General features: G+C 73.1%; 20 protein-coding genes. 9 read left to right on the plus strand and 11 right to left on the minus strand.

Annotated features, from left to right (window positions below):
- Nucleotides 1-18 precede the first annotated feature (18 nt).
- Complete coding sequence (locus tag ACFP3U_RS06255; protein ID WP_380224200.1) at nt 19-330, minus strand: ArsR/SmtB family transcription factor; 312 nt, start codon at nt 328-330, stop codon at nt 19-21.
- An 85-nt stretch (nt 331-415) separates the two neighbouring features.
- Here ACFP3U_RS06255 and ACFP3U_RS06260 point away from each other — a divergent pair, with 85 nt between their 5' ends.
- The 4 genes from ACFP3U_RS06260 to ACFP3U_RS06275 all read left to right on the plus strand — a co-directional run bounded on the left by ACFP3U_RS06260 (nt 416) and on the right by ACFP3U_RS06275 (nt 4,656).
- Nucleotides 416-847: an arsenate reductase ArsC gene (locus ACFP3U_RS06260; RefSeq protein ID WP_380224201.1), complete on the plus strand. Its 432-nt coding sequence runs from the start codon at nt 416-418 to the stop codon at nt 845-847.
- A gap of 335 nt (nt 848-1,182) precedes the next feature.
- Complete coding sequence (locus ACFP3U_RS06265) at nt 1,183-1,935, plus strand: ABC transporter ATP-binding protein (protein ID WP_380224202.1); 753 nt, start codon at nt 1,183-1,185, stop codon at nt 1,933-1,935.
- A gap of 41 nt (nt 1,936-1,976) precedes the next feature.
- Nucleotides 1,977-3,371 carry an FtsX-like permease family protein gene (locus tag ACFP3U_RS06270; RefSeq protein ID WP_380224336.1) on the plus strand — a complete coding sequence of 465 codons (1,395 nt, stop codon included), beginning with the start codon at nt 1,977-1,979 and terminating at the stop codon, nt 3,369-3,371.
- Nucleotides 3,364-4,656, plus strand: coding sequence for a sensor histidine kinase (locus ACFP3U_RS06275; protein WP_380224203.1), 1,293 nt, complete (start codon nt 3,364-3,366; stop codon nt 4,654-4,656). The genes ACFP3U_RS06270 and ACFP3U_RS06275 overlap by 8 nt, the downstream gene beginning before the upstream one ends.
- Before the next feature lie 25 nt (nt 4,657-4,681).
- On the opposite strand, the gene ACFP3U_RS06280 is transcribed toward ACFP3U_RS06275, so the two are convergent.
- A complete protein-coding gene (locus ACFP3U_RS06280) occupies nt 4,682-5,347 on the minus strand; it encodes a response regulator transcription factor (RefSeq protein WP_380224204.1) in 666 nt (221 codons plus the stop codon).
- 118 nt (nt 5,348-5,465) lie between these two features.
- Between ACFP3U_RS06280 and ACFP3U_RS06285 the strand changes: the two genes are divergently transcribed.
- Nucleotides 5,466-6,698 carry a benzoate/H(+) symporter BenE family transporter gene (locus ACFP3U_RS06285; protein ID WP_380224205.1) on the plus strand — a complete coding sequence of 411 codons (1,233 nt, stop codon included), beginning with the start codon at nt 5,466-5,468 and terminating at the stop codon, nt 6,696-6,698.
- A gap of 52 nt (nt 6,699-6,750) precedes the next feature.
- Here the strand turns inward: ACFP3U_RS06285 and ACFP3U_RS06290 are convergent, their stop codons facing one another.
- The 5 genes from ACFP3U_RS06290 to ACFP3U_RS06310 form a co-directional block, all read right to left on the minus strand.
- Complete coding sequence (locus tag ACFP3U_RS06290) at nt 6,751-8,136, minus strand: cytochrome P450 (RefSeq protein ID WP_380224206.1); 1,386 nt, start codon at nt 8,134-8,136, stop codon at nt 6,751-6,753.
- A 118-nt stretch (nt 8,137-8,254) separates the two neighbouring features.
- Nucleotides 8,255-8,929 carry a GOLPH3/VPS74 family protein gene (locus ACFP3U_RS06295; RefSeq protein ID WP_380224207.1) on the minus strand — a complete coding sequence of 225 codons (675 nt, stop codon included), beginning with the start codon at nt 8,927-8,929 and terminating at the stop codon, nt 8,255-8,257.
- Between the two features lie 131 nt (nt 8,930-9,060).
- Nucleotides 9,061-10,089, minus strand: a complete 1,029-nt coding sequence (locus ACFP3U_RS06300) for a polysaccharide deacetylase family protein (RefSeq protein WP_380224208.1) — start codon at nt 10,087-10,089, stop codon at nt 9,061-9,063.
- Between the two features lie 191 nt (nt 10,090-10,280).
- Nucleotides 10,281-10,865 (minus strand): hypothetical protein, encoded by a 585-nt coding sequence (locus ACFP3U_RS06305; protein ID WP_380224209.1) that lies wholly within the window; start codon nt 10,863-10,865, stop codon nt 10,281-10,283.
- A 76-nt stretch (nt 10,866-10,941) separates the two neighbouring features.
- Nucleotides 10,942-12,018: a Gfo/Idh/MocA family protein gene (locus ACFP3U_RS06310; protein WP_380224210.1), complete on the minus strand. Its 1,077-nt coding sequence runs from the start codon at nt 12,016-12,018 to the stop codon at nt 10,942-10,944.
- 104 nt (nt 12,019-12,122) lie between these two features.
- Here ACFP3U_RS06310 and ACFP3U_RS06315 point away from each other — a divergent pair, with 104 nt between their 5' ends.
- Nucleotides 12,123-12,710 carry a TetR/AcrR family transcriptional regulator gene (locus ACFP3U_RS06315; protein ID WP_380224211.1) on the plus strand — a complete coding sequence of 196 codons (588 nt, stop codon included), beginning with the start codon at nt 12,123-12,125 and terminating at the stop codon, nt 12,708-12,710.
- Between the two features lie 82 nt (nt 12,711-12,792).
- Here the strand turns inward: ACFP3U_RS06315 and ACFP3U_RS06320 are convergent, their stop codons facing one another.
- Together ACFP3U_RS06320 and ACFP3U_RS06325 are read right to left on the minus strand one after the other, a co-directional pair.
- Complete coding sequence (locus ACFP3U_RS06320; RefSeq protein ID WP_380224212.1) at nt 12,793-13,068, minus strand: phosphotransferase; 276 nt, start codon at nt 13,066-13,068, stop codon at nt 12,793-12,795.
- A 43-nt stretch (nt 13,069-13,111) separates the two neighbouring features.
- The gene (locus ACFP3U_RS06325; RefSeq protein WP_380224213.1) at nt 13,112-14,026 is read right to left on the minus strand and encodes an SDR family NAD(P)-dependent oxidoreductase; all 915 of its coding nucleotides are present in this window, start codon (nt 14,024-14,026) and stop codon (nt 13,112-13,114) included.
- A 180-nt stretch (nt 14,027-14,206) separates the two neighbouring features.
- Here ACFP3U_RS06325 and ACFP3U_RS06330 point away from each other — a divergent pair, with 180 nt between their 5' ends.
- Both ACFP3U_RS06330 and ACFP3U_RS06335 read left to right on the plus strand, forming a co-directional pair.
- A complete protein-coding gene (locus ACFP3U_RS06330; protein WP_380224214.1) occupies nt 14,207-15,073 on the plus strand; it encodes a helix-turn-helix domain-containing protein in 867 nt (288 codons plus the stop codon).
- 153 nt (nt 15,074-15,226) lie between these two features.
- Nucleotides 15,227-16,027, plus strand: coding sequence for a trypsin-like peptidase domain-containing protein (locus ACFP3U_RS06335; protein WP_380224215.1), 801 nt, complete (start codon nt 15,227-15,229; stop codon nt 16,025-16,027).
- Nucleotides 16,028-16,099: 72 nt separating this feature from the next.
- On the opposite strand, the gene ACFP3U_RS06340 is transcribed toward ACFP3U_RS06335, so the two are convergent.
- Together ACFP3U_RS06340 and ACFP3U_RS06345 are read right to left on the minus strand one after the other, a co-directional pair.
- Nucleotides 16,100-17,248, minus strand: coding sequence for a serine hydrolase domain-containing protein (locus tag ACFP3U_RS06340; RefSeq protein WP_380224216.1), 1,149 nt, complete (start codon nt 17,246-17,248; stop codon nt 16,100-16,102).
- Nucleotides 17,249-17,287: 39 nt separating this feature from the next.
- Nucleotides 17,288-17,611: a cupin domain-containing protein gene (locus ACFP3U_RS06345; protein ID WP_380224217.1), complete on the minus strand. Its 324-nt coding sequence runs from the start codon at nt 17,609-17,611 to the stop codon at nt 17,288-17,290.
- 71 nt (nt 17,612-17,682) lie between these two features.
- Between ACFP3U_RS06345 and ACFP3U_RS06350 the strand changes: the two genes are divergently transcribed.
- Nucleotides 17,683-18,651 carry a GlxA family transcriptional regulator gene (locus ACFP3U_RS06350; RefSeq protein WP_380224218.1) on the plus strand — a complete coding sequence of 323 codons (969 nt, stop codon included), beginning with the start codon at nt 17,683-17,685 and terminating at the stop codon, nt 18,649-18,651.
- The last annotated feature ends 34 nt before the right edge of the window (nt 18,652-18,685 follow it).

Here is an 18,685-nt window from a genome sequence, read left to right on the forward strand (position 1 = left end):
GGGATGGGGCTGGGTGGTTCAGCAGGACCGCTTGCGGCCCGCCGCAGCGGCTTCGCGGGCGGCGGCGGCCAGCCCTGCGAACTCCCCGGCGACGGCCTCCAGGGCGTCGGCGCGGAGCTTGTAGTACGTGAAGCGCCCGCAGGGCTCGGTGTCGACCAGCCCGGCCTCGCGCAGGATCTTCAGGTGGTTCGACAGGTTGGTCTGCTTCGCTCCGGTCTCCTCGACCAGGTGCGTCGTGCACAGGGCCTCGCCCGCGAGGAGCGAGACGATCTGCATCCGGAGCGGATCGGCCAGAGCCTTCAACACGTCACTGTCGACTGATGTCACCATGGGCTGATACGTTACCCGCGCCGGGGCCCCGAAGCGAGCCCCCTCGTCCTACAGTGGGCACCGCACAACCGAAGGACACCTCACCATGACCACCGCGCCGATCGCCTCCGTGCTGTTCGTCTGCATCCACAACGCCGGCCGCTCGCAGATGGCCGCGGGTTTCCTGCGCCACCTCGCCGGCGACCGCGTCGAGGTCCGTTCCGCCGGTTCCGTCCCGGGCGACCAGATCAACCCCTCGGCCGTGGCCGCGATGGCCGAGCTGGGCATCGACATCTCCGACCAGAAGCCGAAGATCCTCACCACCGAGGCCGTCCAGGCGTCCGACTACGTGATCACCATGGGCTGCGGCGACGCCTGCCCGTACTTCCCCGGCAAGAAGTACCTCGACTGGAAACTGGACGACCCGGCCGGCCAGGGCGTCGAGGCCGTCCGCCCGATCCGCGACGAGATCAAGGGCCTCATCGAGAACCTGATCGCCGAGATCGACGCCAAGGCCGTCCAGGACGAGGAGAGCTGAGCGTCCTCATCAGCGCGAACGCACCGATCACCGGCGACAGCGACGTCCGCGAGGTCGTCGTCATCGGCTCGGGCCCCGCCGGTTACACCGCCGCCCTCTACACCGCCACGCCCAGCTGAGGCCCCTGCCGTTCGGCAGCTCCATCTTGGCGACCCGCCCGCCGGTGTCCTCCCGCTCCGGTTCGCCGTGGGCGAGGGGCGGTGAGATGAGTGTGCCGCTGCCGGGGACGAGGTCGGACGGCGGGGGCGGCTCACGCGGGGGTTCGGGAAACCGAACCTTCGGTTCGGGGGGCGGCACGATCGATCGGGGCGGGGTCGGGTGCCGAGGATGGCGGTATGGATGGAATGACAGAGACCAGCGGTGCCGTGGCCGCCGCGCGGGCGGACGGGTTGTATCGGGAGTACGGGCGCGGCGGCGCCGTGGTGCGGGCGCTGCGTGGGGTGTCCGTGGCCTTCGGGCCCGGGACGTTCACGGCGGTGATGGGGCCGTCCGGCTCCGGGAAGACCACCTTGCTGCACTGCCTCGCCGGGATGGACCGGCCCACTCGGGGGTCGGTTCGGTGGGGCGACACCGAGGTGTCGCGGCTGCCCGAGCGGCGGTTGGCGGAGTTGCGGCGCAGCCGGGTCGGGTTCGTCTTCCAGGCCTTCAACCTGATGCCGGCGATGACGGTCGTCCAGAACGTCGAGCTGCCCGGACGGCTGGCCGGGCGGCGGCCCGACCGGGGTCGGGTGCTGGAGGCGCTGGCCCGGGTCGGCCTCGCCGGGCGCGAGGGGCACCGGCCCGGGCAGTTGTCCGGCGGTCAGCAGCAGCGGGTGGCGATCGCCCGGGCCCTGGTCTCCGGCCCCAAGGTGCTGTTCGCCGACGAGCCGACCGGCGCCCTGGACCGGGCCACCGGTCACGAGGTGCTCGCCCTGCTGCGGTCCGGGGTGGACCGGGACGGCCGGACCTGCGTCATGGTGACCCACGACCCGGTGGCCGCCGGGTACGCGGACCGGGTGCTGCTGCTCGCCGACGGCCTGGTGGTCGACGAACTCGACCGACCCACCGCCGCCCGGGTCGCCGAACGCCTGAGCCGGCTGGGCGGGTGAGCGCCGTGGAATCCAGGGTCTCCGTGGTCTCCGTGGTCTCTGTGGTCTCGCTCGTGCTCGGGCAGTTGCGACGGCGTCCGGCCGCCTTCGCCGGTCTGGCGGCCGCGCTGCTGCTGGCCATCGCCACCGTCACCCTGTTCGGGTCCCTGTTCGCCGCCGACCTCGCCACCCCCGAGGCCGTCCGGAGGACGGCCGCCGGGCCCGGGGTGATGGTGATCGCCGGTGCGTTCGGCGAGATCGCCGTCCTGGTCGCGTTCTTCGTCGTGGTCAACGCGCTCGGCTTCGCACTCCGACAGCAGCACCGCGAGCTGGCGCTGCTGCGCACCGTCGCGGCGACTCCCCGGCAGACCCGGCGGTTGGTACGCGGCCAGGTCGTGGCGACCACCCTGCTGGTGGCCGTGCCGGGTTGGGCCCTCGGCGCCGTGGCGGCCCGTCGTTTCCTCGCGGCCCTGCAACAGCGCGGGATGGCGGCGCCGGACGCCCGGGTGCCGGGGACACCGGTGCCGATGCTGGTCGCCCTGGGTGCCGCGCTGCTCCTCGGCCTGGCGGCCTCGGCCGTGGCGGCCCGGCGGATCTCCCGCATCGCGCCGGCGGCCGCGCTGACCGCGAGCGCGACCGAGCAGGCCCGGACGGGCGTGCCGCGTCTGCTGGTCGGGGCCGGTGTGCTGGTGGGCGGCGGTCTGCTGCTGCGGCTGTCCGCGACGCGGCCGGCCGACCAGGTGGACCGGGCGGGGCAGGCCGCGCTGCTCGGTTCGCTGGTGCTGCTGGTCGCGGTCGCGCTGACAGGGCCGTTCGCGGCGCGGCTCCTCGCGGGCGTCCTGGGCCTGCCGCTGCGCGCACTGGCGCCCGGGGCGGGGTGGCTGGCCGACGCCAACCTGCGCGGCTACGCGCGGCGGTTGTCGTCCGCGGTGGTGCCGGTCGCGATGCTGGTGGGGCTTTCGGGCACCATGTCGATCATGACTTTCACCGCCGAGCATGCCGCGGCCGCCGCCTCGTCCGCGTCGTCCGCCGTGTCTGCCACCTCCGCCACCTCCGCCACGGATGTCTGGCTCCGGCAGGCCGAACTGGGGATGCTGGTCTGCTTCGCCACGGTGTCCGTCGTCAACACGCTGGTCGCCGTGACCGCCGACCGACGACGCGAGTTCGCCCTGCTGCGGCTGGTGGGCGCGACCCGGCCGCAGCTGCTGCGGATGCTCTCCGCGGAGGCGGTCCTGACCACGGCGGTCGGCGTCCTGCTGGGCGCGGTGGTCGCGGGCGCCGCGTCGGCGGCGTTCAGCACGGCGGTGACCGGCTCGGCGGTGCCGTCCGTCCCGGTGGCCACCTGCGGGTGGATCGTGGCGGGCGCGGCGGCGCTCACCGTGCCGGGCATCCTGGCCACGGGCCGCTGGGCGGTCGGCGGGCCGGCGGCAGAGCTGGTGGGCGGCGGCCGTGACTGACGGCCGTGGCACGGACGTGATCGGGAGGCCCCGAGCCGGGCGGCCGCAAGCCGGGTGGCGGCAGTACATCGCCGTCCGGGGCGGCGACTGGGCGTTCGCCGTCCTCGGGCTGCCGGTCGCACTGCTCGGCGGGCTCTACGCGCTCGCCGTCCTGTACGCGGGGGTCCTGCTGTCGCTGACCGTGATCGGCCTGCCGTTCGTGGTCGCCGCGCTGCTCGGCGCGCGGGCGCTCGGCACGCCGCTCCGAAGGCTGGTCGGCGGGCTGCTCGGCGAGCACGTCGAGACCCCGGCCCGGCCGCCCCGGGCGGCCGGGGCGATCGCCCGGGGCCGGGCGGTGCTGACCGATCCGGTCGCCTGGCGCGTGCTGCTCTACCTCCTGCTGCGCCTGCCGCTGGGGGTCCTCGGATTCGCAGCCGCCGTGCTGCTCCCGCTGGGCAGCGGGTGGCTGATCGGCTTTCCGTTCTGGATCCGTCTGCTGGAACCCGGCTCCCGGCCGGTGGGCTGGCCCGAGCTCGTCTCCGTCCCCCTGGGCCTGGCGCTGCTGGCCGCCGTGCCGGGCGCGGTCCGGGCGCTGAGCGGGGTGAACCGGCGGCTCGCCCGGCTCCTGCTCGGGCCGGTCCGGACGCAGCAGCGCGTGCGGCAGCTGGAGAACGCCCGCGCCGGCCTGATCGCGGCGAACACCGACCGGCTCCGCCGTCTGGAGCGCGACCTGCACGACGGCACCCAGGCGCGGCTGGTCGCCCTCGCCATCACGCTCGCCCTCACCGAGGACGCGCTCACCGAGGACGCCCTCACCGAGGACGCGCTCGCGGACGTCGGCCGGCTGCGCGCCCTGGTCACCCGGGCCCGGGGGCAGACCGACGACACCATCGCCGAACTCCGGCTGCTCACCCGGGGAATCCATCCGGTCGCGCTGGACGGCGGCCTCGGCGAGGCCCTGCCGGGACTCACCGCGACCTCCCCCGTCCCGGTCGACATCCACCTGGACCTGCGGCAGCGCCCGGAGCCGGTCATCGAGCAGGCGGTGTACTACTGCGTCGCCGAACTGCTCACCAACATCGCCAAGCACAGCGGCGCCCGTTCGGCCGAGCTCTCGGTGCGCGCGGCCGACGGCCGGGTCCGGCTGCGGGTGCGCGACGACGGCCGGGGCGGCGCGGCACCCGGTGGCGGGAGCGGCCTCAGCGGCCTGGCCGAGCGGCTCGCGGCCGTGGACGGGGTGCTGCGGGTCGACAGCCCGCCCGGCGGGCCCACCACGGTCACGGCCGACCTCCCGACGGCCCTCTGACCCTGACCCGTACGCCCCCGCGCTCTCACCTGCCCTGCTCCGCGAGGTAGGTGAGGACGGCCTTCACCCGCCGGTTGTCCGTGTCCGTCGCCGGGAGGTCGAACTTGGTGAAGACGGCGGCGACGTGCTTCTCCACCGCCCGCTCCGACACCACCAGCGAGGCGGCGATCGAGCGGTTGGAGTGGCCCTGCGCCATCAGCTCCAGCACCGTGTGCTCGCGCGGTGTCAGGGTGTCCACCCGGCTGCGCCGTCCGCCGCGCATCAGCCGGGTGACCACCTCGGGGTCGAGCGCCGTGCCTCCGTCGGCGACGCGGTGCAGCGCGTCCATGAACTCCGAGGTCCGGGCGACGCGTTCCTTCAGCAGGTAACCCGTTCCCGCCGCACCGCCCGCCAGCAGCCGGGACGCCCAGGCCGTCTCGACGTGCTGGGAGAACACCAGGATGCCCGTCCCGGGCTCGGTCGCCCGGATCTCGACGGCCGCCCGGATCCCCTCGTCGGTGTGGGTGGGCGGCATCCGGATGTCCACCACGGCCACGTCGGGCCGGTGTTCGGCCACCGCGGCGAGCAACTCGGGAGCCGTGCCGGCGGTGGCCACCACCTCGCACCCGCGCGCGCCGAGCAGCTCGACCATGCCGTCCCGGAGGATGACGGAGTCCTCGGCCAGTACCACGCGCAACCGCTTGTCGATCATGACGCCATTATCGGCCCCGGCCGATCCGGCGCGGACGGCGCACGTTCGGCGCAAGCCGCAGGCCTCCGGAGAGACGGGTGGTGCCTGCCGGGCCGGAGGGCTTCGGGATACTTCCGGAATGACAAACGAACTAACGGTCCAGGCGGGGAAGACGCCGGCCGGCGGCCGGGAACGCCGGGCGCTGCGGCAGGACGTCTCCGGGCCGGCGCTGCTGGCGGGGCTGGTGTGCGTCGCGGTGTCGTTCTCGGGACCGCTGGTGGTGGTGCTCGCGGCGGCCGCCGCCGGGCGGCTGGACACCGCGCAGACGGCCTCCTGGATCTGGGCGGTGGCCATCGGCAGCGGGGTGAGCGGCTTCGCGCTGAGCTGGTGGACGCGGACGCCGGTGGTCACCGCCTGGTCGACGCCGGGAGCCGCGCTGCTGGTGACCAGCCTGGGCGACTACCCGTACCGGGAGGCGGTCGGGGCGTTCCTGGTGAGCGCGGTGACGGTGACGCTGTTCGGGGTGACCGGGTGGTTCGGCAAGCTGATCGCGGCGGTGCCGGTGGGGATCGTGAACGCGATGCTGGCGGGCATCCTGTTCTCGTTCGGTGCCGGGATCTTCGGCGCCGTGCACAGCGCTCCGACCCTGGTGGTGGGCGCGTTCGCGGCGTTCCTGACGGCCAAGCGGTTCGTGCCCCGGTACGCCGTCCCGGTGGCGCTGCTGGCCGGCGGGGTACTGGCGGCGCTCACCGTCGGACTGCCGCTGCACCTGGGCTCGGGCGGGCCGACCGTGCCCGTGCTGACGGTGCCGGCGTTCTCCTGGTCGGCGCTGGTGGGTCTGGCGCTGCCGCTGACGATCGTCGCGCTGGCCTCGCAGAACGCGCCGGGCCTGGGCGTGATGCGGGCCTTCGGCTACCGGGCGGACGACCGGCTGCTGATCGGCTCGACGGGCGCGATATCGGTGCTGATGGCACCGTTCGGCTCCCCGGGCGTCAACCTGGCGGCGATCACGGCGGCGATCTGCTCGGGCCCGGAGGCCCACCCGGACCCGCGCCGCCGGTATGTGGCGGGGATGTCCTCGGGCGCGCTGTACGTGCTGGTGGGCAGCTTCGGCGGGGTGCTGGTGAGCCTGTTCACCGGGCTGCCGAAGGAGCTGATCGCGGTGATCGCCGGGGTCGCGCTGCTGGCCTCACTGCAGGGCAGCCTCGCGGCGGCGGTCGCCGAGGAGCGCGGCCGGGACGCGGCGATGGTGACCTTCCTGGCAAGCGCGTCGGGGATGAGCCTGTTCGGCATCGGCTCGGCCTTCTGGGGCCTGCTGTTCGGCCTCGGCACCCACCTGATCCTGGACGCCCGGCGCGGCGGGGAGCGCTGAACCCGTCCACGTGACGACGCGGGGCTTCGCCGCCCCGGCCGCCGGCGGCACGTCAGCCGGACGGGCGGGCCCCGGGCGGACGGGCCCCGGGTGGGCGGCGGTCCAGGGCGCGCAGGTAGAGGCGTTGCGGCCGCAGGACGGTGGTCAGGCGCATCGGGCGGTCGTCGGAGCGGCGGCCGGGCAGGGGAACGGGGTGCCAGCGGGACAGCAGGGTGGCCAGGGCGATGACGGCCTCGGTCCGGGCGAAGTCGGCGCCCAGGCACTGGCGCGGGCCGTTGGCGAAGCCCGCGAACCCCCAGCGCGGCAGGGCGGCGGCCCGTTCGGGCAGCCAGCGGTCCGGGTCGAAACGGGTCGGGTCGGCGAAGATCCGCGGATTGTGGTGGGCGACGTACGGGCTGAGCAGCACCTGGGAGCCGCGCGGCAGGGGGCGTCCACCGAGCTCGGTGGCCCGGGTGCAGGTGCGCAGCAGCACCCAGCCCGGCGGGTACAGCCGCAGCGCCTCGGTCAGGACGCGGTCGGTGTACGGCAGCCGGGGCAGGTCGGCCCACTCGGCGGGCCGGCCGTCGGGCAGCGCCGCGTCGACCTCCGCCTGCACGGCGGCCAGCGCCTCGGGGTGGGACATCAACAGCCGCAGGGTCCAGGAGAGTTGGGAGGCGGTGGTCTCGGTGCCGGCCAGCAGCATGGCGACCACCTGGTCGTGCAGTTCGGCGTCGGACATGGCCGAGCCGTCCTCGTCGCGGGCGGCGATCAGACCCGCCAGCAGGTCCGTCCCGCCGGCGCCGTGGGCCCGGTGGTCGCGCACCAGGTCGGCGACGGTGCGCCGCAGGGTGCGTACGGACGCGCGGTAGCCGGGGCCGGCGGGCAGCCGCATCGCCCGCCACAGCGCGCCGGCGAACGCCGTCTCGAAGGCGTGCTGCAGGCGGCCGGCCAGTTCGTCCGGCACCTGGGTGCCGAGCAGGGTGCGGGTCACCACCCGCAGGGTGAAGCGGTAGCAGGACGGGAAGACGTCCACCACCTCGCCGTGCCGCCACGAGTCGGCGAGCCGGGCCGCCTCCCGGGTCATCACGGCGGAGTGCGTGGCGATCCGATCGGGCCGGAACTCCGGTTGCAGCATGCGGCGTTGACGTCGGTGGTCGGCGTGGGCGCAGGTCGCCACCCCGTTGCCGAGGATCTCCCGGAACCGCCGGTAGATCGGTCCGCCCTTGTCGAAGGTGCGGTCGTCGGCGTACACCTGCCGCAGCAGGTCCGGATGGCAGGGCACCACCAGCCGGTTCGGCCCCAGCCGCAGGTCCACCAGGTCGCCGTGCCGGTGCAGGCGGCCCAGCAGCGCGGCGGGATCGCGGACCAGCGCGGGCAGGTGCCCGAGCACCGGCACCGCGCCGGGCAGGCTCGCGTGGACGTAGGCCGTGGGCGCGGCATCCCTCGCGGACGAGGACACAGCAGCAGGGTAGACACGACCGGCGGGCGGCGACAGTACGCACTGCCGCCGCACCCGCGCGCGCCGTGCCGCGTGCGCCGTGCCCCGTGCGCCGTCCCGCGCCGCGGCGGGGGTGGGGTCAGGACACCGCCGCCGAGGCGGCTGCGGCCGTGGCCGCGGTGGTCGCGGCGATGATCGCGGCCTGGGTGGCGGTGATGGCCGCGCGGACGGTCTCCGCGGCCCACTGGCCCTCGGCGATGGCGGCCATCCGCGGCTCGACCTCCGTGCGCGGCCGGCCGGGGAAGGCCAGGTCGTACAGCCGCGCACCGTGCAGGAGGCCGATCAGGCCGGCCGTCCGCGCGTCCGGCTCGGCGTCCTCCAGCACGACGGCGGTCAGCCGCTCGCGCAGTTCGCGCTCGACCGTGCCGTCCGCCTCCGGGTAACGGCGGACCGGGAAGAGCCCGAGCACCCGGTGCCGCTCCTCCGTGACGATGCCGCGTGCGCGCAGGCTCTCCAGGGTCGCCTCGACGCACTTCAGCTGGTCCTTCCGCAGCCAGGCCGTGACCGTCGCGGCTTTGGTGCTCCCGGCCCAGGCCGCGACCTTCTCCAGGCTGCCGTCGAGCAGCGCGTCGCCGGTCGACGAGGTGTCGATCACCTCCACCCGACCGTCGTCCACGCGGACGCGCTCGGCGGTCGCCAGCTCCAGCAGCAGACCGCCGGCGATGATCCAGCCGACCGCCCAGTTTCCCTTGGCCTGGCCGCTCTCGTCGTCCAGCGAGAGGAGCATGATCTCCTCGGCCAACGTGACATGCATGGTCCACCCCTTGTGATCGGCGTACGAACGCCCGAGCAGGTGGACGGGGAACCTTCCCCGAGACCGATCGGACGATCGAATGATGATAGATCATTTCGGACGGGCTGGACGGGCCGGACGGTGCGAGGTGGTCAGACCTCGGCGGCGAGCTGGGCGGCGAGCAGTTCCTCCAGCCCCGCGATGCGGTAGCCGCGCTCGCGCAGGCCGGTGATCACCGCGGGCAGGGCGGCGACGGTCCGCGAGCGGTCGCCGCCGCCGTCGTGCAACAGCACCACCGAGCCCGGGCGCACCCGGCTCAGCACCCGTTCGGCGATGACCTCGGCACCGGGGCGCTCCCAGTCCCTCGCCTCGACGTCCCAGAGGACCGTGGTCAGACCGAGGTCGGCCACAGCGTCGAGGAGTTCGGGGCTGCGGCCGCCGTACGGGGGGCGCAGCCAGCGCGGCGGGCGGGTGCCGCCGCAGGCGTGGGCGAGGGTGTCGGCGGTGAAGCCGAGTTGGTCGCCCAGCCCGATCGGGCCGAGGTCGGGCAGGTGGGCGTGGGACCAGCTGTGGTTGCCCAGGGCGTGGCCCTCCGCCACGATCCGGCGCACCACGGCGGGGTGGGCCAGGGCGTGCAGGCCGATGCAGAAGAACGTGGCAGGGGCGTCGAAGCGGGCGAGCACGTCCAGCACCTGCGGGGTGTACCGCGGGTGCGGACCGTCGTCGAAGGTCAGCGCCACCAGCGGCGCGGCGCCGACTCCGCCGTTCACCAGGAGTCCTCGACGCGCGAGCCGGCGTTCGACGGGGCCGCTGTCGGCCTCCGCCACGGCGACCTCGTCCTCGCGGCCACTCATCGTCCAGCCTCCGGACGGCAGGGCCGTCAGGCTGTCGCGGCGAGCGTGGCCGAGTTCGGCGAGCGCCTCCGCCGTGACCCGACCGTCCGTCAGACTCCGTGGGTCGGCCCGGAGTACGGGTACGCCGACGGCCGCGAGCGGGGCCTCCATGATGCCGTTGGCGCTGTCGAGCACCACCGCGAACCCGTCCGTCGCCTGCCGCGCCAGCGCGACCAACCGGGCCACCGGCCGTTCCAGACCGCAGCGCTCGTACGTCTCGACCGTCCCCGGCGACCCACCGTCCGCACCCGGCACGGCGATCCGGTAACCCTCCCGCGTCAGGCCCACACCCGCGAACCGCACTGTGCCGCGCCCCCCTTGGACCGATCGCCGGACCCATCACCGGACCGCCCACACCCACCCGCGGGCGGGCAGCCCAGATCTTACGGACGACGGGCCTCCACGACGACAGTTACGACGGACTTCCGGTCACGGGCGCCGCAGTCCGCAGGTGGGAGGAGGGTTATGGTCTGGGTCATTCACTCCCCCTCATACTCCAGCCGCAGCTCGCGATCCGCACCGTTCGCCGACTGGGCCGACCAGTTGACTGCCGCGACGACATCGCGTGCGATGTCGGTGACGGAGCGGCCGTCGGTGGATACCCGTACGACCCATGGAGGTGCGGTGGCCTGGAGGTGTCGGGCCATGGCGGTGCTCCGGGTGACGTGGGCGTCGAGTTGGCTGCCGATCTCGCGGCGGCCGAGGCGCTGCCGGGCGGTTGCGTCGTCGGCGGTCAGGAGGACCGCGGTGATGCGGGGCGTGCCACCCATGGCGCGGGCGATCAGGTCGGGCTCCAGCACGGAGACGGTGTTGGTGTAGATCAGCCTGCGGTATCCCAGCGCCGCGTAGTTGTGCCAGAGCGCGGCGAGGTTCGCCTCGGTCATCTTCGCGCGGGCGGGGTCGTCGGCCGGGGCGGGGAATGCCTGGTCCAGGTTGTCGCCCTCGATCAGGCAGTGGGCGATGCGCAGGTCTTGCAGTTGCGCGGAGATCTCCCAGCCGATGGTGCTCTTGCCGACTCCGGAGCGGCCCCCGATGAGCAGTGCTTCGAATGGTGCGGCCTGCACAGGTGGTCTCCTTGCGCTCGCAGGGGTCCGGCCAAGATACCTGGCTCGCCCGTTCGACCGACGTCAGTTCGCCGTATCACCGGACCTTCTCCGCGGCGCCGGTCTCTGCGGCGCGTTCGATGGCTGCGAGGACCCGGTGATGGGCCGCCGCGGTGTGGAAGTCGGGTTGGGGGCGGCGCCCTTCGGTGATCCCTCGGGCGATCTCCTGGTAGACGGCCGCGACGTTGGCGACAGGTCCACCGGCGGGGTCGAAGGGGACGGTCCGGTAGTGGTCGGGCACCTTCGCCTGCTCGCCGTTGACCCGGATGTCCCAGTCGGTCCAGTGCATGTAGGTGCCCGACCGGGGGGACGTCACCGTCACAACGCCCTCGGATCCAACGAGCTTGACGAAGAATCCGTCCGGACTCCCGGCGCCCCCGTGGACGGCGACGGACGCGGTGGCGCCGTTCTCCAGGATGCCGTGGAGCAGCACCTGTGCGGGCACCCCGTTGGGCACCGTCCGGCCGGTTCCGGTGACTTCGACGTGGTCGTGCGGGCGGGGCAGCCTCGCGGAGACCTCGACCAGCCTGCCCGCCATCCGGTCCAGGGTGGCCAGGAAGTGGCCGGCCATGATGGTCAGGAGCGAGGTACCCGCGGCCGGGTCGGTGGACCAGGCCAGCTCCGGCGGGATGCGGTCGCCACCCAGCGGGTCGCCCGCGGCGACCAGGACGGCCGATTCGAGCCGGCCGATCGTGCCGGCGGCGATCAGGTCGGCCACGTACCGGGCATCCGGGGACCGGTATCCCTGCAGGTTCACGGCGTGGACGACACCGGCGGCGCCGGCCGCCCGGGCGAGGTCGTCCGCTTCGGCGGCGTCCACGCCGAGCGGCCACTCGGACAGCACGTGCTTGCCCGCCGCCAGCGCGGCCCTGATCACCTTCGCGTGCTCGGACGCCTTGACCGACACCACGACCAGGTCCACGTCGGGGTGGGCGGCGAGGGCTCCGGCATCGGTGAAGGCGAGTGGTACGCCGTGGGCAGCCGCCGCCTTGTCGGCGCTGGCCCGGTTGGTCGTCGCGACCGCGGTCACCTCGAACCCGGCGAGTCCGGCGACCGCGGGCAGGTGCGACGCACCGGCCCAGCCGCTGGCTCCGACAATCCCGACCTTGATCATGCGCCCTCCCCAGTTCAGTACCGATCGGTACGAAACTAGGGGAACGAGAGCCGGGATTCAAGGGGGTAACGTACCGATAGGTAAAAAACTTGAGGAGGTACGAGATGCCAGGCGGTCGCCCGCGCGCCTTCGACGCGGAGGCTGCGCTCGACCGGGCGCTGGAGGTCTTCTGGCGGCAGGGCTACGAGGGGACGTCCCTGTCGGACCTGACCACGGCCATGGACATCAACAGGCCCAGTCTGTACGCGGCTTTCGGCAACAAGGAGCAGCTGTTCCGCGCAGCGCTCGACCGCTACTTCAGCAGCCCCGGAGCCTTCGCCACCGAGGCCCTGGAGGCGCCCACCGCGCGGGGCGTCGTCGAGCAACTGGTCCTCGGGGCCGTCGAACTGACCACCGGGCCGCACACGCCCCACGGGTGCCTGAGCGTCAACAGTGTCCATGCCTGCGGTCCGGACTCCGAACCGATCCGCCAGGAGGTGGTCGCACGGCGGATGGCCGGCGAAGCCGCACTTCGCCGGCGCTTCGAGGAGGCGACCGACCTGTCGGCAGACACCGATCCGCAGGTCCTCGCCCGGCTGGTGTACACCGTCACCGACGGCATCGCCGTCCAGGCGGCGAGCGGCTGTACCCGCGACCAGCTGTACCAGGTGGCCAACCTGGCGTTGCGCACGCTGTTTCAGCTGCCGAGCTGACGGGGCTCCGCTGCCTGGAACATCGGTCAGCGGAAATCGGTGAGAACGATCTGGCTGATGCCTGTCCCCGCTCGGCCCCAGGCTATTCCGGCCAGCCCGCTGCCGTGGCGGCGCGCTCCTGCCACTGCCTCACACCCGGGCCGTTCGAGTCCCAGCGGCGGCAGAACTGCTCCAGGGCGGCGCACCTGGCCAGTATGGCGGCCCGGCGAACCGGCCACCCGGGCACCGGCCCGCCGTAGGCGTGGAAGAAGTGGTCGAGCTCCCGGCGGTGCTCGGCGTGGTGCGTCCGCACGATCCACTCGCACCAGGCCAGGTCCTCGACCGCGTCGCCGAGGTGGGCGAACTCCCAGTCGACCACGGCACCGCACCACGTCACCTGGGAGCGCGTCCGTACTGGCTGCTCACGCCGCGGTGAATCGTTCGGCGGCATCCCAGAGTTCGCCTTCGCGCCGTGGGTCGTAGGACTCCTCGGAGGAGCGGGCCACGCGGGTGCGGCCGACGTAGGAGCCGGTCGGCGCCCGGGTCGTGCCGAGGACGACGTCGGCGAGGCGGCGGCCCGCGGTGTTGCGGCCGGTGGCGAAGGGGGTGAGGGTCAGCACCGGCAGGATGCGGCGCATCGCGAACCGGGAGACGGGGTCGGCGTTGCGGGCGAGGGCGGTGCCGGGGACGAAGCCCGGGTTGTAGGCGACGGCGTCGATCCCGGCCGGGAGGCGGCGCGCGTACTCGTGCACGAGGTAGATCGCGGCCAGCTTGCTCGTCGAGTACGCCGTGCGCCCGGCGGCCACGGTGTCCGGCTCGGGGAAGGCGCCGGTACGGGCGAGGACGTCCGGGGACTTCCAGGCCGGGCCGGGCACCATGCCCAGGTTGTGCCTGAAGTCGCCGAAGTGGGTGTCGCTGGCGGTGATCACGATCCGGGCGGGAGCGGCGAAGCGGTCCTGGAGCAGGCGGACGAACACGTGGTTGGCGAGCACGTTGACCGTGAAGGTGGACTCGAACCCGTCGGGTGTCCCGGTGAGCGCGTTCGCGTACTGGATGCCCGCGTTGCCCACGAAGCCGCGCAGCGGCGGGAGGTCACCGCGATCGAGCCGGTCACGGATCTCGGTAGCGGCGGAGCGGACGCTGTCCAGCGAGCCGAGGTCCGCCGCGATGTGCGAGACCGTGTGCCCGCTGGTGGCGAGTTCCGCGGCGAGTTGTGCGCCGGAGGATCCGCGGGCGACGACGAGGAGGTGCACGCCCGGCGACCGGCGCAGGATGTGCGTGGCGGCGGCACGGCCGATCCCGCGGCTCGCGCCCGTCATCACGATGGTGTGCTGCACGAGAGGCTCCTTCACTGCTTCGCCGATGTCGCGTCCGGCTCGGGCACACGTCCGCATCCCCGTCCACGTCCACGTCCGCGTCCAGGTTCGCCGCTCGCGTCACCGCCAGCCAGTGCCGTCCCCGTCACTAGGACCGGCAGTACCCAGGCTGCTGCGGCGCCGCGCGGCGAGAATGACCCCATGGCTTCCCCACGCTCCGCCTTCGGCGCCCTCGTGCGCGCCTGGCGCGACCGGCTCGCTCCGGCCGACGCCGGCTTCACCGTGACGGACGGCCGTCGTGCCCCGGGACTGCGCCGCGAGGAGCTCGCCCAACTGGCCGGGCTCTCCGTCGACTACGTCCTGCGCCTGGAGCAGGGACGCGCGAGGAACCCCTCGGCCCAGGTCGTCGGCGCCCTCGCACGGGCCCTTCAGCTCTCCCGTGCCGAGCGCGACCAGCTGTACCGGAGCGCCGGGCTCCTGGCGCCGCAGGACGGGACGGTCAACACCCATGTGCCCGCGGGCATCCAACGGCTCGCCGCACGTCTGGGCGACGTCCCGATCGGCGTGTTCAGCGCGGACTGGACCCTGGTGTGGTGGAACACCATGTGGAGCGCCGTGTTCGGCGACGCCGCCGCCGTCCCGCCCGCCGAACGGAACCTCGCCCGTGCGCTCTTCGGCCACGGCCTCGCGCACGCCGCGATGCTGCCCGTCCGATCCGAGCGCGGACCGGACGCCTTCGAGGCGTCGATCGTCGCCGACCTCAAGGACGCGGTGTCCCGCTATCCCGGGGATGTCCAGCTCGATCGGCTCGTGCGGGAACTGCGAGACGGGTCCGACGCCTTCGCCCACTACTGGGCCACGCAGACGACCGCCGCCCAACACACCACCGACCGCAAGACGATCCGGCATCCGGTGATCGGCGACCTCCGGCTCGACTGCGACGTCCTCGTCGTCCCCGGTGCCGACCTGCGCATGGTCACCTATACGGCGGCGACCGGAAGCAGCGACGCGGGGAAGCTGGACCTCCTTCGCGTCACCGGTGCCCGTACCGCGATCGCGCTCCCCTGACCGGCGGCCGCCGGGGCGGGGACCGGCCTGTTTTCGACGGTGTTCCCGGCACCCGGGTGATGGAGACTCGAACAGTCCTCATCGCCGTGGTGGTCGACCGGAGCCGTAGCGCCACTCCGGTCAACTGCCCAGCTCCACACAGGGAGTGATCACATGATACGTCCGTTACGCGCCCTCGGCCTGGCCGTCCTCCTCACGGTCATGTCCCTCGCGGCGGCTCCGTCCGCAGGCGCCGCCCCCACTCAGGCCACCGCTCAGGCCACCGCCGCGCGCACGCAGGCGTTCACGCCCATCGGGGGCGGCACGGGGATCATCTTCCGGCTGAAGCCGACGCCCGAGGCCCCCACGAGCTGGTACGTCTGCACCCTCACCGCGGTCGGCCGCGACGCGGCGGGCAACCTGGTGGGCCTGACCAACGCTCACTGCCTCATCGACGCGCAGGGCACCAAGCTGGTCGGCGAGCAGATCTACCGGGACACCTCGCCGGCGGGGACGGCCCTCTCCCCGGCCGACGTCAACGCCAGCCGCCCCGATCTGGAGACGGGGGCCATCGGCACGGTGACGTACGTCAGTACGCCCAACAACCTGCTCAGCACCGGCCCCAAGGGCCTGGACTACGCGGTGATCAAGCTGGACGAGAGCCGGGTCGCCCCCACCGACACCGTGGGCTCGGTGACCATCACGTCGATCGGGGCGCCGCCCGCCAACGGGACCCGGATGTGCAAGCAGGGCCACCGGACCGGCCTCACCTGCGGTATCAAGCTGGGCACCAACGGGATCTGGTTCACCCACCTCGTCTTCACCAACACCGGCGACTCCGGCTCCCCCGTCGTGGACGGCCAGACGCTGGTCGGCAACGCGTTCGGCGCCCAGCACAGTTCGCCGATCCTGAGCATCATCGACGAGATGAACGCCACCGGCGGAGTCGGCGCCGGCTTCCACCTCGCGACCTGAACCACTCCGGAGTCCACCGGCCGGCCCACGACTTCGCGCCGGGGCCGGCCAGCCGGCGTATCACCTCGATGGTCAGCGGTGCGCGCGCCGATCGTCGGCGCCGGCGTCGCCCAGCGCCATCCGGAGGAATGCGGCAATGGCCTCGTCGAGGGGATGGGGTTCCGGATTTCCTGACGAGCCGAGTCGGTTCCACCTCTGCAGGTTCACCGCGACGGACAGCTGCCGTGTGCCGTCGGCGCTGGTCATGGAGAGTGCCCCGCTGCCCCAGGCACTACCGTCGTGGCCCCAGAAGGTTCCGCGGCCGGGGACCTGGGTCCGGTGAAGGCCGAGACCGTAGTCGATGACCTTCCCTTCGAAGGAGATGACAGGCACGGTGGACTGCATCTCCGCCAGCGACGACGGGGCGACGATCTCGCCGGCGAGCAGCAGGCCGAAGAAGCGGTTGAGGTCCGCGACGGTCGATATCAGCGACGCCGCCGGGCCCACCCACGACATGTCGTAGACGCTGAAGTCGCGTGGCGGGTCGATCATGCCGAACCACGCCTCGTAGTGCAGTGCGTGCGGCCCGTCGATTTCCGGCCCCGAGGGCAGGGTGGTGTCCCGCAGCCCGGCGAGCTCGATGACGTTCGCGGTGATGCACTGCTCCGCGGTGAGACCGGTGACCTCCTCCAGGAGTTGGCACAGCAGCAGGTAGTTGGTGTTGGAGTACACCCCCGGAGTGTCGCCGGGGAGGCTGTGGGCGGGTGCCGCGGTTCCCATCCCGATCAGCTCGGTCGGGTGGAATCGCGTCATCCGGTTGTCGATGATGCTCCCGGGCGTCGTCTCCGCCAGGGAGGGAAACGCCTTGAGGGACGGGTAGGCGTAGGGAAGGTAGTCGGGCAGGCCGCTGGTGTGGTTGATCAGCATCCGGACGGTGATCGCGTCACCGCGCCGCCCGGGCACCAGCTCGGGGAGGTAGTGGCCGACGGGCGTGTCAAGTCCGATCAGGCCGCGCTCGACCTGCTGCAGCACTGCGGCGGCGGTGAAGGTCTTGCTGATGCTGCCGACGCGATGCCTCATGTCGGTGGAGACGGGACGGCCGGTGGCGAGATCGGCGACCCCGGCAGCGCCGCGCCAGACCTGCGCACCGTCGCGGACCTCGGCGAACACTCCCGGCATTCCCGCGCGGTGGACGTCCGCCAAGGCGGCGTGCAGCCTCGCGTGATCGAGCGGATTCTTCACTGCGTAGAACCTTTCATCATCAAGGCGTGAGGTAATCGGTCAGCGGGTGGGGATGCTGATCCCGAGCATGCGGGCTCCGGTTTCGGTGCGCGGGCGGTGCGCGCTCCCGGGGGCGAACACCGCGTAGCTGCCCGGTCCGAGGCGGTGCCCGCAGTCGATGAACGCTCCGGAGATCACGTAGTAGCGTTCCTCGCCCTCGTGTACGTCCTCCTCGGGCCACTGCGCCCCTGGGGCGAAGTCGTACATCCATCCTCGCGCCCAAGGCGTGGCGGGCAGTCGCCGCCGGGTTATTCCGGGTGCGACCTCCACCGGTTCGACCTCATGTGCGTTCAGAACCTGGATCTGCGGGGGTTCGTGGCTCATGTGTCCCACTGTCGCCCGGTGGATCACCGAATCCCAGTATCCGGATTGACGGGTGAGGGTACTTTTCTGCCATGACTTCTCATCGCGTGGTCGCCTTGGCGATTCCGCCGCAGTCCACCTTCGAGCTGGCATGTGCCGCCGAGGTCTTCGGCCTGTCCCGCCAAGGGTTGCCTTCCCGCTACGAGTTCGGTGTGTGCGCCGAACGACCGGGCCGCGTTGCGACCCTGGCGGGCTACGACATGATGGTCAGTCATGGTCTCGACACGCTGCAGGCCGCGGACACCGTGGTGATCCCCGGCTTGCAGTGCCACCAGGAAGCGGCCCCGCCCGCCGTGCTCGACGCGGTCCGGCGGGCCCATCGCCGAGGGGCCCGCATCGTCGCGATCTGCTCCGGCGCCTTCCTGGTCGCACAGGCGGGGCTGCTGGACGGCCGGCGGGCGACCACCCACTGGCGGATGGCCGCCGAGTTCGCCGCCCGCTTCCCGAAGGTCGAGGTCGAGGCCGACACGCTCTACATCGACCTGGGCGATGTGGCCACCAGCGCCGGGACCGCCGCGGGCATCGACCTGTGCCTGCACGTGGTCCGCGCCGACCACGGCGCGGCCCACGCCGCGCACATCGCCCGGCACATGGTCATGCCTCCGCACCGGGAGGGCGGGCAGTTGCAGTACGCCGCGTCCGCCCGCCCCGACGCACCCCCGGACTCCCTGGCCGCCGTCCTGGAGTGGGCTGTCGAACACCTCCACGAGCCGCTCACCGTCGACGACCTCGCCGCCCGGGTCGCGGTCTCGCCACGAACCCTCGCTCGCAGGTTCACCCAGCAACTCGGCACCTCGCCCGGTCGATGGCTCCTCCAGCAACGCGTCATGGCGGCCCGGACCCTCCTGGAGGACACCGACCTGGCCGTGGAGGCGATCGCCGCCAAGGTCGGGCTCTCCACGGCCACGAACCTCCGAAGGCGTTTCCACTCGACGGTGCACACCACCCCCGCCGCCTACCGCCGCGCCTTCGGCCGCCGACCCCGAACGCCCGCCGGGTGATCCGAGAGGAGGCCCGGGTGAACCCGAATCGGAC

Origin of the sequence: Kitasatospora misakiensis (assembly GCF_042656005.1) — a bacterium.
GTDB classification, from domain to species: Bacteria; Actinomycetota; Actinomycetes; order Streptomycetales; family Streptomycetaceae; genus Kitasatospora; species Kitasatospora misakiensis.

Excerpts from the sequence above, each read along its gene's own strand:
- ACFP3U_RS06255 (WP_380224200.1), bottom strand. The coding sequence starts at position 330 with ATGGTGACATCAGTCGACAGTGACGTGTTGAAGGCTCTGGCCGATCCG.
- ACFP3U_RS06260 (WP_380224201.1), top strand. The coding sequence starts at position 416 with ATGACCACCGCGCCGATCGCCTCCGTGCTGTTCGTCTGCATCCACAAC.
- ACFP3U_RS06265 (WP_380224202.1), top strand. The coding sequence starts at position 1,183 with ATGGATGGAATGACAGAGACCAGCGGTGCCGTGGCCGCCGCGCGGGCG.
- ACFP3U_RS06280 (WP_380224204.1), bottom strand. The coding sequence starts at position 5,347 with ATGATCGACAAGCGGTTGCGCGTGGTACTGGCCGAGGACTCCGTCATC.
- ACFP3U_RS06285 (WP_380224205.1), top strand. The coding sequence starts at position 5,466 with ATGACAAACGAACTAACGGTCCAGGCGGGGAAGACGCCGGCCGGCGGC.
- ACFP3U_RS06295 (WP_380224207.1), bottom strand. The coding sequence starts at position 8,929 with ATGCATGTCACGTTGGCCGAGGAGATCATGCTCCTCTCGCTGGACGAC.
- ACFP3U_RS06310 (WP_380224210.1), bottom strand. The coding sequence starts at position 12,018 with ATGATCAAGGTCGGGATTGTCGGAGCCAGCGGCTGGGCCGGTGCGTCG.
- ACFP3U_RS06315 (WP_380224211.1), top strand. The coding sequence starts at position 12,123 with ATGCCAGGCGGTCGCCCGCGCGCCTTCGACGCGGAGGCTGCGCTCGAC.
- ACFP3U_RS06330 (WP_380224214.1), top strand. The coding sequence starts at position 14,207 with ATGGCTTCCCCACGCTCCGCCTTCGGCGCCCTCGTGCGCGCCTGGCGC.
- ACFP3U_RS06335 (WP_380224215.1), top strand. The coding sequence starts at position 15,227 with ATGATACGTCCGTTACGCGCCCTCGGCCTGGCCGTCCTCCTCACGGTC.
- ACFP3U_RS06345 (WP_380224217.1), bottom strand. The coding sequence starts at position 17,611 with ATGAGCCACGAACCCCCGCAGATCCAGGTTCTGAACGCACATGAGGTC.
- ACFP3U_RS06350 (WP_380224218.1), top strand. The coding sequence starts at position 17,683 with ATGACTTCTCATCGCGTGGTCGCCTTGGCGATTCCGCCGCAGTCCACC.